General features: G+C 62.9%; 13 protein-coding genes. 12 read left to right on the top strand and 1 reads right to left on the bottom strand.

What is annotated here, in order from left to right; translation table 11 throughout:
• Positions 1-61 precede the first annotated feature (61 nt).
• The 12 genes from BM321_RS19295 (at position 62) to lipA (ending at position 11,496) form a co-directional block, all read left to right on the top strand.
• Positions 62-1,333, top strand: a complete 1,272-nt coding sequence (locus tag BM321_RS19295; protein ID WP_092444056.1) for a glutamate-5-semialdehyde dehydrogenase — start codon at positions 62-64, stop codon at positions 1,331-1,333.
• A 1-nt stretch (position 1,334) separates the two neighbouring features.
• The gene (gene nadD, locus BM321_RS19290; RefSeq protein WP_092205230.1) at positions 1,335-2,021 is read left to right on the top strand and encodes a nicotinate-nucleotide adenylyltransferase; all 687 of its coding nucleotides are present in this window, start codon (positions 1,335-1,337) and stop codon (positions 2,019-2,021) included.
• A gap of 71 nt (positions 2,022-2,092) precedes the next feature.
• On the top strand, positions 2,093-2,587 hold the full coding sequence (rsfS, locus tag BM321_RS19285) for a ribosome silencing factor (RefSeq protein WP_092333771.1): 495 nt from the start codon (positions 2,093-2,095) through the stop codon (positions 2,585-2,587).
• A gap of 9 nt (positions 2,588-2,596) precedes the next feature.
• Positions 2,597-3,064 (top strand): 23S rRNA (pseudouridine(1915)-N(3))-methyltransferase RlmH, encoded by a 468-nt coding sequence (gene rlmH / locus BM321_RS19280; RefSeq protein ID WP_047229490.1) that lies wholly within the window; start codon positions 2,597-2,599, stop codon positions 3,062-3,064.
• A gap of 9 nt (positions 3,065-3,073) precedes the next feature.
• Positions 3,074-4,969 (top strand): penicillin-binding protein 2, encoded by a 1,896-nt coding sequence (gene mrdA, locus BM321_RS19275; RefSeq protein ID WP_092444054.1) that lies wholly within the window; start codon positions 3,074-3,076, stop codon positions 4,967-4,969.
• A 31-nt stretch (positions 4,970-5,000) separates the two neighbouring features.
• Positions 5,001-6,104: a rod shape-determining protein RodA gene (gene rodA, locus BM321_RS19270; RefSeq protein WP_170847670.1), complete on the top strand. Its 1,104-nt coding sequence runs from the start codon at positions 5,001-5,003 to the stop codon at positions 6,102-6,104.
• Between the two features lie 17 nt (positions 6,105-6,121).
• The gene (mltB, locus tag BM321_RS19265; RefSeq protein ID WP_092205227.1) at positions 6,122-7,132 is read left to right on the top strand and encodes a lytic murein transglycosylase B; all 1,011 of its coding nucleotides are present in this window, start codon (positions 6,122-6,124) and stop codon (positions 7,130-7,132) included.
• On the top strand, positions 7,132-8,142 hold the full coding sequence (locus BM321_RS19260) for a septal ring lytic transglycosylase RlpA family protein (protein ID WP_092333767.1): 1,011 nt from the start codon (positions 7,132-7,134) through the stop codon (positions 8,140-8,142). The genes mltB and BM321_RS19260 overlap by 1 nt, the downstream gene beginning before the upstream one ends.
• A 168-nt stretch (positions 8,143-8,310) precedes the next feature.
• Positions 8,311-9,468: a D-alanyl-D-alanine carboxypeptidase family protein gene (locus BM321_RS19255; RefSeq protein ID WP_092444052.1), complete on the top strand. Its 1,158-nt coding sequence runs from the start codon at positions 8,311-8,313 to the stop codon at positions 9,466-9,468.
• Between the two features lie 81 nt (positions 9,469-9,549).
• The gene (locus BM321_RS19250) at positions 9,550-9,825 is read left to right on the top strand and encodes a DUF493 domain-containing protein (RefSeq protein ID WP_053125656.1); all 276 of its coding nucleotides are present in this window, start codon (positions 9,550-9,552) and stop codon (positions 9,823-9,825) included.
• Positions 9,825-10,472, top strand: a complete 648-nt coding sequence (lipB, locus tag BM321_RS19245; protein ID WP_072411918.1) for a lipoyl(octanoyl) transferase LipB — start codon at positions 9,825-9,827, stop codon at positions 10,470-10,472. The genes BM321_RS19250 and lipB overlap by 1 nt, the downstream gene beginning before the upstream one ends.
• A 1-nt stretch (position 10,473) precedes the next feature.
• Positions 10,474-11,496, top strand: a complete 1,023-nt coding sequence (gene lipA, locus BM321_RS19240; protein WP_014340371.1) for a lipoyl synthase — start codon at positions 10,474-10,476, stop codon at positions 11,494-11,496.
• A 637-nt stretch (positions 11,497-12,133) separates the two neighbouring features.
• On the opposite strand, the gene BM321_RS31025 is transcribed toward lipA, so the two are convergent.
• Positions 12,134-12,259: a hypothetical protein gene (locus BM321_RS31025; protein WP_256572709.1), complete on the bottom strand. Its 126-nt coding sequence runs from the start codon at positions 12,257-12,259 to the stop codon at positions 12,134-12,136.
• Positions 12,260-12,347: the final 88 nt, after the last annotated feature.

Below are 12,347 nucleotides of genomic sequence, written 5' to 3'. Positions count from 1 at the left end.
TAGTCGAGGGTTACGACAGCTATAATCTGCCGCTTTCCCCATCGCCAAGACCACACAGACCATGACTGAGTCCGTTCTTGACTACATGACCCGCCTGGGTCGCGCCGCTCGCGAAGCGTCGCGCATCATCGGCCGGGCCAGCACCGCGCAGAAAAACCGCGCCCTGCAGGCCGCCGCCAATGCGCTGGACGCTGCGCGCGCCGAGCTGTCCGCCGCCAACGAGCTGGACCTGGCCGCCGGCCGGGCCAATGGCCTCGAACCGGCCATGCTCGAGCGCCTGGCGCTGACCCCGGCCCGCATCGACGGCATGATCGTCGGTCTGCGCCAGGTCGCGGCCCTGCCGGACCCGGTCGGGGCGATCCGCGACATGAGCTACCGCCCGTCGGGCATCCAGGTCGGCAAGATGCGCGTGCCCCTGGGCGTGGTCGGGATCATTTACGAGTCGCGGCCGAACGTGACCATCGACGCCGCGAGCCTGTGCCTGAAGTCGGGTAACGCGACCATCCTGCGGGGCGGGTCCGAGGCCATCCATTCCAACCGTGCCATTGCCGCCTGCATCCAGCGCGGCCTGGCCGAGGCCGATCTGCCGGCGGCCGTGGTGCAAGTGGTGGAGACCACCGACCGCGCCGCAGTCGGCGCCCTGATCACCATGCCCGAATTCGTCGATGTCATCGTGCCACGTGGCGGCAAGGGCCTGATCGAACGGGTCAGCCGTGACGCCCGCGTGCCGGTGATCAAGCACCTGGACGGCATCTGCCACGTCTATGTCAGTGCCCACGCCGAATTGCCCAAGGCCCAGCGCATTGCCTTCAACGCCAAGACCTACCGCTACGGTATCTGCGGGGCGATGGAAACCCTGCTGGTGGACCAGGCCGTTGCCCGGGACTTCCTGCCGTCGATGGCCGCCCAGTTCCGCGAAAAAGGCGTCGAACTGCGCGGTTGCGAGCGTACCCGGGCTATCATCGAGGCCGTTGCGGCCACGCAAGAAGACTGGGACACCGAGTACCTGGCGCCGATCTTGTCGATCCGCGTGGTCGACGGGCTGGACCAGGCCATCGAGCACATCAACCGCCACGGCTCGCACCACACCGATTCCATCGTCAGTGAGCACCAGGGCGAAACCCGGCGTTTCGTGGCCGAAGTGGATTCGGCGTCGGTGATGATCAACACCCCGACCTGCTTCGCCGACGGCTTTGAATACGGATTGGGTGCCGAGATCGGCATTTCTACTGATAAGCTGCACGCCCGCGGCCCGGTGGGCCTCGAAGGCCTGACCTGCGAGAAGTACATTGTGGTCGGTGACGGCCAGTTGCGCGGACAGGAGCCGGTCTGACTTGGGCGACCTCGACCCGCCGACCGCTGTGACGACGACCACTGCGCCCCGGCGCATCGGTATCCTGGGAGGCACGTTCGACCCGGTGCACATCGGCCATTTGCGCGGTGCGCTGGAAGTCGCCGACGCCCTGGCCCTCGATGAGCTACGCCTGACGCCCAGCGCCAGGCCGCCTCACCGGGACACGCCGCAGGTGTCGGCGCAGGACCGTCTGGCGATGGTCGAGTGCGCGGTGGCCGGTGTGGCACCGCTGGTGGTGGACGCCCGCGAATTGCAGCGGGACAAACCGTCCTACACCATTGATACCCTGGAGCTGATACGCGCCGAACTGGCCGTTGATGCCCAGGTTTTTCTGCTTCTGGGCTGGGACGCTTTTTGCGGCCTGCCCACTTGGCATCGCTGGGAGGAGTTGCTCCAGCATTGCCACATCCTGGTGTTGCAACGCCCGGATGCCGACAGCGAGCCGCCGGATGCCTTGCGCAACCTGCTGGCGGCCCGCTCGGTGAGCGACCCGCTGGCCCTGAAAGGGCCGAGCGGACAGATTGCATTCGTCTGGCAGACGCCGCTCGCGGTATCCGCCACCCAGATCCGTCAACTGCTGGCCAGCGGTAAGTCGGTACGTTTCCTGGTGCCCGACGCGGTCCTGGCCTACATCGATGCGCACGGGCTTTACCGTGCGTCGAACTGAAAAAGGCGCGCTTCAAGGCACGTGAATGCGTGTAGCGAAGCGCCCGAACATACGAGCAAAACGAGTTTTATATGACTGACAAAGACGTAAGCAAAGTAAAGCGCAAGGGCACGTTCAAGAGCGCCCCGCTGCCTGTAGAGGCGCATACCGGCGTGGCGCTGGTCGGCGAAGAGCTGGTCAAGGTGGCCGTGGCGGCCCTGGAAGACGTCAAGGCCCAGGACATCCAGGTGATCGACGTTCGTGAAAAGCAAAGCATCACGGACTACATGATCATCGCCACCGGTACCTCCAACCGCCAGATTGGCGCGATGCTGGACAAGGTCCGCGAAGCGGTCAAGGCCCAGGGCGTCAAGCCGCTGGGTGAAGAAGGCAAGGGCGACAGCGACTGGGTGCTGTTGGACATGGACGATGTCATCGTGCACATGATGACCGCCTCGGCGCGTCAGTTCTATGACCTGGAGCGCCTGTGGGCCGGTGCCGAGCAGAGCCGTTCGGCCAGCGCCGCGCACCACAGCCCGGAAAACCCCCATGAGCACTTCACCAAGCTCAACAAAGACCAGCAATAAGGGACCGCTGTGCGACTGCGCCTGATCGCCGTCGGTTCTCGCATGCCCAAGTGGGTGGAAGAAGGCTGGCATGAATATGCCAAGCGTCTTCCCTCCGAGCTGGCCCTGGAACTGGTGGAAATTCCGCTCAACACCCGTGGCAAGAACGCTGACGTGGCGCGTTTCATCCGCCAGGAAGGCGAAGCCATGCTGGCCAAGGTCGGGCCGAACGAGCGCATCGTCACCCTCGAAGTCCATGGCAAGCCCTGGAGCACCGAGCAGTTGGCGGTGGAGCTCGATCGCTGGCGGCTGGACGCGCGCACGGTCAACTTCATGGTCGGCGGCCCGGAAGGGCTGGCGCCGGAAGTCTGTGCCCGGGCCGATCAGCGCTGGTCATTGTCGCCGTTGACGTTGCCGCACCCGCTGGTGCGGATCCTGATTGGCGAACAGTTGTATCGTGCCTGGACAGTCCTGTCCGGGCACCCTTACCACAAGTAATCCTGCCCCATGCCCCAGCCGATTCGCATCAAGGACCACGAAAAAGACGCCCGTCTGGTACGGGGCCGCGTCGTGTTCGGTGCTATCACGGTGGTGACGCTGATCGGCGTGCTGATTGCGCGCTTGTATTTCCTCCAGGTGATCCAGTACGAGTACCACTCCACCCTGTCGGAAAACAACCGGGTGCACGTGCAACCGATTCCGCCGACCCGCGGGCTGATCTTCGACCGCAATGGCGTGGTGGTGGCGGATAACCGGCCCAGCTTCAGCCTGAGCATGACCCGCGAACGTTCTGGCGATTGGCAGCATGTGCTCGACGTGATCGTTGAAGTGCTGCAGTTGACGCCCGAGGACCGGGCGATTTTCGAGAAACGCATGCGCCAGGGCCGACGGCCGTTCGAGCCGGTGCCGATCCTGTTCGAGCTGACCGAAGAGCAGATCGCCCTGATCGCCGTGAACCAGTTCCGCCTGCCCGGCGTCGAGGTGGTGGCGCAGTTGGTGCGGCATTATCCCCAGGGGGCGCACTTTGCCCACTCGGTCGGCTACATGGGGCGGATCAACGAGAAAGAGCTCAAGACCCTCGATCCGGTCAATTACAGCGGCACCCACCACATCGGCAAGACCGGCATCGAGCGCTTCTACGAGCCCGAGCTGCATGGCCAAGTGGGTTACGAAGAGGTCGAGACCAACGCCCGCGGCCGCGTATTGCGGGTGCTCAAGCGCACCGACCCGATCCCCGGCAAGGACATCGTCCTGAGCCTGGACATCAAGTTGCAGGAAGCCGCCGAAGCGGCGCTGGGCGGACGGCGTGGCGCCGTGGTGGCGCTGGACCCGAACACCGGCGAGGTCCTGGCGATGGTCAGCCAGCCGAGTTTCGACCCGAACCTGTTCGTCACCGGGATCAGTTTCAAGGCCTACTCCGAACTGCGCGATTCCATCGACCGGCCATTGTTCAACCGCGTGCTGCGCGGCCTGTATCCGCCGGGCTCGACCATCAAGCCCGCCGTGGCGATTGCCGGGCTGGACTCTGGCGTGGTGAACGCCTCGAGCCGGGTCTACGACCCCGGTTACTACACGCTGCCCAACTATGACCACAAGTACCGTAACTGGAACCGCACCGGTGACGGCTATGTGGACCTGGAAACGGCGATCATGCGCTCCAACGACACCTACTTCTATGACCTGGCCCATAAACTGGGGATCGATCGGCTGTCGTCCTACCTGGGCAAGTTCGGCATCGGTCAGAAAGTCTCCCTGGACATGTTCGAAGAGTCCCCGGGCCTGATGCCGTCCAGGGAGTGGAAGCGCGCGACCCGGCGCCAGGCCTGGTTCCCTGGCGAAACCCTGATCCTGGGGATCGGCCAGGGCTACATGCAGGCCACGCCCTTGCAATTGGCCCAGGCCACGGCCCTGGTGGCGAGCAAGGGCAAGTGGTATCGCCCGCACCTGGCCAAGACCATCGAAGGCCAGAAACCGGTGGACCCGAACCCGATGCCGGACATCATCCTGCACAATCCATCGGACTGGCAAAAGGTCAGCAACGGTATGCAGCTGGTGATGCACGGCGCCCGCGGCACCGCCCGCAAGGCGGCCATCGGCGCGCAGTACCGCATTGCCGGCAAGAGTGGTACGGCCCAGGTCGTCGCCATCAAGCAGGGCGAGAAGTACGACCGCTCCAAGGTCCAGGAACGCCACCGCGACCACGCCTTGTTCGTCGGTTTCGCGCCGGCCGACAACCCGAAAATCGTTGTGTCGGTGATGGTCGAAAACGGTGAGTCCGGTTCCGGTGTCGCCGCGCCGGTGGTGCGCCAGGTCATGGACGCCTGGCTGCTGGATGAGCACGGCCAGCTCAAGCCTGAATACGCGAGCCCCATCACTGCGGAGGCTACGGCCCGTGAAGAATAATTTCGACCGGATCCTCTCCAGCGAAGACGTGATGCGCCGTCGCGCCACGTTGTTGCAGCGCATGCACATCGATGGCCCGTTGCTGATCCTGCTGCTGACCCTGGCCGCCGGCAGCCTGTTCGTGCTGTATTCGGCCAGCGGCAAGAGCTGGGACTTGCTGGCCAAGCAAGCCACTTCGTTCGGCATCGGCCTGGTGTCGATGGTCGTCATTGCCCAGCTCGAGCCGCGATTCATGGCGCGCTGGGTGCCGCTGGCCTATGTGGTGGGCGTGAGCCTGCTGGTGGTGGTGGACGTGATGGGGCACAACGCCATGGGCGCCACCCGTTGGATCAACATCCCCGGGGTGATCCGCTTCCAGCCTTCGGAATTCCTCAAGATCATCATGCCGGCGACCATTGCCTGGTACCTGTCCAAGCGCACCTTGCCGCCGCAGCTCAAGCATGTCTGCATCAGCCTGTTGCTGATCGGTGTTCCATTCATTCTGATCGTACGCCAGCCAGACCTCGGCACCTCGCTGCTGATCCTGGCCGGCGGTGCCTTCGTGCTGTTCATGGGCGGGTTGCGCTGGCGCTGGATTCTCAGCGTGATCGCCACCGCCGTGCCGGTGTCGGTGGCGATGTGGTACTTCGTGATGCACGACTACCAGAAGCAGCGAATCCTGACGTTCCTCGATCCGGAGAGCGATCCGCTGGGCACCGGTTGGAACATCATCCAGTCCAAGGCCGCCATCGGTTCCGGCGGGGTGTTCGGCAAGGGCTGGTTGATGGGCACCCAGTCGCACCTGGACTTTTTGCCGGAAAGCCACACCGACTTCATCATCGCCGTCATGGGCGAGGAGTTCGGCCTGGTGGGCATCTGCGTGTTGTTGCTGATCTATCTGCTGCTGATCGGCCGGGGGCTGGTGATAACCGCCCAGGCCCAGACGCTGTTTGGAAAATTACTCGCGGGCAGCCTGACCATGACGTTTTTTGTTTATGTTTTCGTCAACATCGGTATGGTCAGTGGCCTGTTGCCGGTCGTGGGGGTGCCGTTGCCTTTCATTAGCTACGGAGGAACTTCGCTGGTGACCCTACTGTCAGCGTTTGGGGTTTTGATGTCGATTCATACGCATCGCAAGTGGATCGCGCAGGTTTGAATAAGGTGAAGAGTTCAATGCAAGCAATGCGTGGCTGGTCGACGCGATATGCGCCGTGGATCGGCCTGGTCGGCTTCCTGGGCAGTGCGTCGCAGGCCTTGGCCGGTGACTACGAAGGCTCGCCACAGGTGGCCGAATTCGTCGGTGAGATGACCCGCGACTACGGTTTTGCCGGTGAGCAGCTGATGGGGGTGTTTCGCGAGGCCGAACGCAAGCAGTCGATCCTCGATGCGATCTCCCGGCCCGCCGAGCGGGTCAAGCAGTGGAGCGAGTACCGGCCGATGTTCATCACCGAGGCGCGTATCGCCCGGGGCGTGGACTTCTGGCGCCAGCACGAAGCGGCCCTGGCCCGTGCCGAGCAGGAGTACGGCGTGCCGGCCCAGTTCATTGTGTCGATCATCGGCGTCGAGACCTTCTTTGGCCGCAACACCGGGAATTTCCGGGTGATCGACGCGTTGTCGACCCTGGGCTTCGATTACCCGCCGCGTGCCGAGTTCTTCCGCAAGGAGCTGCGCGAGTTCCTGCTGCTGGCCCGTGAAGAGCAGGTCGATCCGTTGACCCTCAAGGGCTCCTACGCCGGGGCCATGGGCCTGCCGCAATTCATGCCCAGCAGTTTCCGCGCCTACGCGGTGGACTTCGACGGCGACGGCCACATCAATATCTGGACCAACCCGACCGATGCCATCGGCAGTGTCGCCAGCTATTTCAAGCGCCACGGCTGGGAAGCCGGCCAACCGGTGGTCAGCCGTGCCGACGTGCGCGGCGAGCACGTGGACGAGGGCCTGACCGAGGGTATCGAGCCGACGAAAACCGTCGGGGAGTTGCGGGCGTTGGGCTGGTCGAGTCATGATGCGCTGCGTGACGACATGCCGGTCACCGCGATGCGGCTGGAAGGCGAACAAGGCCCCGAATATTGGATGGGCCTGAAGAATTTCTACGCGATTACGCGTTATAACCGCAGCGTGATGTACGCCATGGCCGTATATCAACTGTCTGAAGAGCTGGTCAAAGCACGGGGCGTCAAATAATGCGGGCATTGCCTACCTATCAACCCCTGAAGCTCGTGGCGTTGGCCGCGTTGTCGCTGTTGGTCGTCAGTTGTTCGACCAGCCGCGCGCCGGCCCAGAAAAACACCACCGCCGTACGCGCGATGCCGGGCCTGGACATCAACCGGGCCCACAAGGACGGCGCGCCGTGGTGGGACGTGGATGTCTCGCGCATCCCCGACGCCACGCCGACCCTGCACACCGGTCCCTACAAGGCCAACCCGTACACGGTTCTGGGCAAGACCTATTTCCCGCTGTCCGACTCCAAGCGCTACGTGGCCTCGGGCACGGCGTCCTGGTACGGCACCAAGTTCCATGGCCAGAACACCGCCAATGGCGAGGTCTATGACCTGTATGGCATGAGCGCGGCCCACAAGACCCTGCCGCTGCCCAGCTATGTGCGGGTGACCAACCTGGACAACAACAAGAGCGTGATCCTGCGGGTCAATGACCGTGGGCCGTTCTATTCCGACCGCATCATCGACCTGTCGTATGCGGCGGCGAAAAAACTCGGTTACGCTGAAATTGGCACCGCCCGGGTCAAGGTCGAAGGCATCGACCCCCAGGAATGGTGGGCCCAACGTGGCCGTCCGGCACCTTTGATGCTCAACGAGCCGAAAGTGGCGCAAAATGCCGCGCCAACCGTGACGGCGTCCACCGGCACGGTCGAGCAGTGGACACCACCGCCGCAGCAACACGCCGCGGCCGTGCTGCCCGTGCAGATCGATGCAAAAAAAAACGCTTCTGCACCAGCGTCTGGCCAGTTTCTGCAAGTGGGCGCGTTCGCCAACCCGGACGCTGCCGAGCTGCTGAGATCGAAGCTCAGTTCGATGGTGAGCGCCCCGGTGTTCATCAGCTCGATCGTGCGCAACCAGCAGACACTGCATCGGGTGCGCCTGGGGCCGATCGGTTCTCCGGGTGAAGTCCAGCAGGTACAGAACAGCGTGCGCCTGGCCAATCTCGGTTCGCCGAGCCTGGTTACCGCTGAGTGATTGAATGAGCCCCGCTTGCGGTTGGAGCGGGTCAGGTTGCTGGCTCCATGAATAATAAAAGCCCGGCATGGGCAGTGAGTGAGCAACTTAAATACGCGGCAGCTCGTTAGAAAGCTGCCTGTTTCAGTTTTGCCTTCGGGCAGTCCCATTAGCGATTTCGAGAGACGGATGAACATCACCACCTTTGCCAAACGCCTTTGCCTGCTAGTCCCGCTGCTTCTCTCACCGGCCGCATTCGCGGTCGAGATGATGCCGGCTCCTCCTCAATTGGCCGCCAAATCCTTTGTGCTCATGGATGCCAGCAGTGGCGAGGTGCTGGTAGAGAACAACGGTGACCAGCGCCTGCCACCGGCCAGCCTGACCAAGCTGATGACCGCCTACATCGCCACGCTGGAGATCCGTCGCGGCCAGATCGGTGAAAACGATCCGGTGACCGTCAGCGAAAACGCCTGGCGCACCGGCGGTTCGCGGATGTTCATCAAGGTCGGTTCGCAAGTGACCGTCAGCGACCTGCTGCACGGCATCATCATCCAGTCCGGCAACGACGCCAGCGTCGCCCTGGCCGAGCACATCGCCGGCAGCGAAGATGCGTTCGCCGACATGATGAACAAAACCGTGGCCGACCTGGGCATGACCAACAGCCACTTCATGAACCCCACCGGCCTGCCGAACCCTGAGCACTATTCGTCGGCTCATGACATGGCGCTGCTGGCCCGGGCAATCATTCATGAAGACCCGGCCCACTACGCCATCTACTCCCAGAAGGAATTTTTCTGGAACGGCATCAAGCAGCCTAACCGCAACCTGCTGCTGTGGCGCGACAAGACCGTCGATGGCCTGAAGACCGGTCACACCGAGGAAGCCGGCTACTGCATGGTGTCTTCGGCTGTGCGTGACGGCATGCGCCTGATCGCCGTCGTCTTCGGCACCAGCAGCGAAGTGGCCCGTGCCGCCGAGACCCAGAAACTGTTGACCTACGGCTTCCGCTTCTTCGAAACCCAGACCTTCTACCAGAAGGGCACCGAACTGGCCCAGGCCCAGGTCTGGAAAGGTTCGAGCAGCCAGGTCAAGGCTGGCCTGGCCCAGGACCTGACCATGACCCTGCCTAAAGGCCAGCTCAAGAAGCTCGCTGCCAGCATGACCATGAACCCGCAACTGACCGCTCCCATCGCCAAGGGCGACGTGATCGGTAAAGTCGAAGTCAAACTGGACGACAAAGTGGTGCACAGCGCTGACCTGATCGCTCTGGACGCGGTCGAGGAAGGTGGTATCTTCCGCCGCATCTGGGATAGCATCCGTCTATTCTTCTACGGCTTGTTCAACTGATCGAAGTGTTGACCTGCATGGCCTCGTTCCCATTCGGAGCGGGGCCATGTGCGTTACCACGGCTTACGAGGCCGTTACGCCATGACAGACTCTGAAGTAAAGGCGCCAAAAATCGAATTTCCCTGCGCGGATTACCCCATCAAGGTAATTGGCGACACCGGCGTGGGGTTCAAGGACAAGATCATCGCGATCCTTGAAAAACATGCCACCGTCGACCACAAGACCCTGGCCGAGCGCCAGAGTACCAACGGCAAGTACACGACGATCCAGTTGCACATCATTGCCACCGGTCAGGAACAGCTCTACGACATCAACAGCGAGCTGCGAGCGACCGGTTTCGTGCACATGGTGTTGTGATGCCGGGCACGCTGGGCTTTCGCGAGCTGGGCACGATGGCCTACGAGCCGGTCTGGCATGCCATGCAACGCTTCACGAACGAACGCGGTAGCACCGCCGACGATGAAGTCTGGCTGGTGGAACACCCACCGGTGTTCACCCAGGGCCAGGCCGGCAAGGCCGAGCACCTGTTGCTGCCGGGGGATATCCCGGTGGTGAAGGTCGACCGGGGCGGGCAGGTGACCTACCATGGCCCTGGCCAGTTGGTCGCCTACCTGTTGCTGGATGTGCGCAAGCTGGGGTTTGGCGTGCGCGAGCTGGTCACCCGCATGGAAACGTGCCTGATCGAGCTGCTGGCCAGCTATGGTGTGACGGCGGCGGCCAAGCCGGATGCGCCGGGTGTCTACGTCGATGGGGCGAAAATCGCCTCCCTCGGCTTGCGGATCCGCCATGGCTGTTCGTTTCATGGCCTGGCGCTGAACGTGGACATGGACCTGGCGCCATTCCGACGGATTAATCCCTGTGGCTACGCGGGACTGGCGATGACCCAGTTGAGCGAGCACGCAGGATCGATTGAATTTGCCGAGGTAAGTGCCCGGCTGCGCGCGCAGCTCGTCAAACACCTCGACTATGCTGAGCAGACGACCCTCACGGGCGGAATCGACTGATATGACTACTGATGCAGTGCAAACCATGATCCCGACGCTGGACGTCACCGAGCGTCCGGCCCCGCGTGCCAAGGTAGAGGCCGGCGTCAAGCTGCGCGGCGCCGAGAAGGTTGCACGCATCCCGGTCAAGATCATCCCCACCACCGAGCTGCCGAAGAAACCCGACTGGATCCGCGTGCGCATCCCGGTTTCCCCGGAAGTCGACCGCATCAAGGCCTTGCTGCGCAAGCACAAGCTGCACAGCGTTTGCGAGGAGGCGTCCTGCCCGAACCTGGGCGAGTGCTTCTCCGGCGGCACCGCGACGTTCATGATCATGGGCGACATCTGCACCCGTCGTTGTCCGTTCTGTGACGTCGGCCACGGCCGTCCGAAGCCCTTGGACACCAACGAACCGGAAAGCCTGGCCATCGCCATTGCCGACCTGAAGCTCAAGTACGTGGTCATCACCTCGGTGGACCGTGACGACCTGCGTGACGGCGGTGCCCAGCACTTTGCCGACTGCATCCGCGAGATCCGCAAGCTGTCGCCGAACGTACAGTTGGAAACCCTGGTGCCCGATTACCGTGGCCGCATGGACATCGCCCTGGAAATCACCGCCGCCGAGCCGCCGGATGTGTTCAACCACAACCTGGAAACCGTGCCGCGCCTGTACAAGGCCGCGCGTCCGGGGTCGGATTACCAGTGGTCGCTGACCTTGCTGCAGCGCTTCAAGCAGATGATGCCGCACATTCCGACCAAGTCCGGCTTGATGCTGGGCCTGGGTGAGACGGATGAGGAAGTTATCGAGGTCATGAAGCGCATGCGTGAGCATGACATCGATATGCTGACCTTGGGGCAGTACTTGCAGCCGTCCCGTAGTCACTTGCCGGTGCAGCGTTTTGTGCACCCCGATACCTTTGCCTGGTTTGCCGAGGAAGGGTACAAGATGGGGTTCAAGAACGTGGCTTCGGGGCCGTTGGTGCGGTCTTCGTATCATGCGGATGAGCAGGCTAAGTTGGTCAAGGCTGAGCTGCTGGGTTCCTGATTTGGTGTTGGGGTGGTGTGTTTATCCGTTTCTTCGGTAACGGCTACTTATGGTTCCGCCCTTACGGCGGGTCACTTTTGAAAAGCCTGCGCGGCCCGGCGAAAAGTAACCAAAACGCTCTTGCCCCACCACTCGGCACCTCGCTTAGGCTCGGTGTGCCCGAACGAAGGCATTGCTCCGTGGGCCGCCGCGAAGGGCCATCCATGGCCCAGCGCGGCTACCTCGGCATCCATGCCGAGGTGCCCACTGCGCAATACCTGCGTTCGGCCATCGTGGTTAACGGGGCGCCCCAGATCAAAAGCCAGCGCGAGGCGGCCTTATAGCCGGCCTGGCTTAGAGTGAACGCGTTCCTCCTGTGGGAGCGGGCTTGCTCGCGAAAGCGGAGGATCAGTTTGCGGTGATGGTGGCTGTGCTGACGTCATCGCGAGCAAGCTCGCTCCCACAAGGTTTTGGTGTTGTGTGCAGATGCTGCGATCACCCCCATCCCCATGTGGGAGCGGGCTTGCCCAGATATTGTGAACACCACCAGGCCCTGTGGGAGCGAGCTTGCTCGCGATAGCGGTGCTTCAGTTACACAGATGCTGGATGTGTCGCGCTTTGCTTTGCTTTGGATCTTGATCTTGATCTTGGCGCCCCGTTAAACCACGCTGGCCGAACGCAGGCATTGCGCAGTGGGCATCCCGGCATGGATGCCGGGATAGCCGCGCTGGGCCATGGATGGCCCTTCGCGGCGGCCCACGGAGCAATGCCTGCGTTCGGGCATGCCGAGCCTAGGCGAGGCACCGAGTGGTGGGGGCAAGAGCGTTTTGCTTACTTTTGCGCTTTTCAAAAGTGAGCCGCCGTAAGGGCGG

The organism is Pseudomonas sp. NFIX10, assembly GCF_900111955.1.
Lineage (GTDB): Bacteria > Pseudomonadota > Gammaproteobacteria > Pseudomonadales > Pseudomonadaceae > Aquipseudomonas > Aquipseudomonas fluorescens_AA.
Note: the sequence above shows the minus strand (reverse complement) of the source record. Positions and strands in the feature narration are given on the sequence as shown.

What these genes read in the sequence shown, in the direction of transcription:
- lipB (WP_072411918.1), top strand. Translation starts at nt 9,825, where the DNA reads ATGCCGGGCACGCTGGGCTTTCGCGAGCTGGGCACGATGGCCTACGAG.
- BM321_RS19260 (WP_092333767.1), top strand. Translation starts at nt 7,132, where the DNA reads ATGCGGGCATTGCCTACCTATCAACCCCTGAAGCTCGTGGCGTTGGCC.
- BM321_RS31025 (WP_256572709.1), bottom strand. Translation starts at nt 12,259, where the DNA reads ATGCCCGAACGCAGGCATTGCTCCGTGGGCCGCCGCGAAGGGCCATCC.
- BM321_RS19250 (WP_053125656.1), top strand. Translation starts at nt 9,550, where the DNA reads ATGACAGACTCTGAAGTAAAGGCGCCAAAAATCGAATTTCCCTGCGCG.
- BM321_RS19255 (WP_092444052.1), top strand. Translation starts at nt 8,311, where the DNA reads ATGAACATCACCACCTTTGCCAAACGCCTTTGCCTGCTAGTCCCGCTG.
- BM321_RS19295 (WP_092444056.1), top strand. Translation starts at nt 62, where the DNA reads ATGACTGAGTCCGTTCTTGACTACATGACCCGCCTGGGTCGCGCCGCT.
- rsfS (WP_092333771.1), top strand. Translation starts at nt 2,093, where the DNA reads ATGACTGACAAAGACGTAAGCAAAGTAAAGCGCAAGGGCACGTTCAAG.
- mrdA (WP_092444054.1), top strand. Translation starts at nt 3,074, where the DNA reads ATGCCCCAGCCGATTCGCATCAAGGACCACGAAAAAGACGCCCGTCTG.
- lipA (WP_014340371.1), top strand. Translation starts at nt 10,474, where the DNA reads ATGACTACTGATGCAGTGCAAACCATGATCCCGACGCTGGACGTCACC.
- mltB (WP_092205227.1), top strand. Translation starts at nt 6,122, where the DNA reads ATGCAAGCAATGCGTGGCTGGTCGACGCGATATGCGCCGTGGATCGGC.
- rodA (WP_170847670.1), top strand. Translation starts at nt 5,001, where the DNA reads ATGCGCCGTCGCGCCACGTTGTTGCAGCGCATGCACATCGATGGCCCG.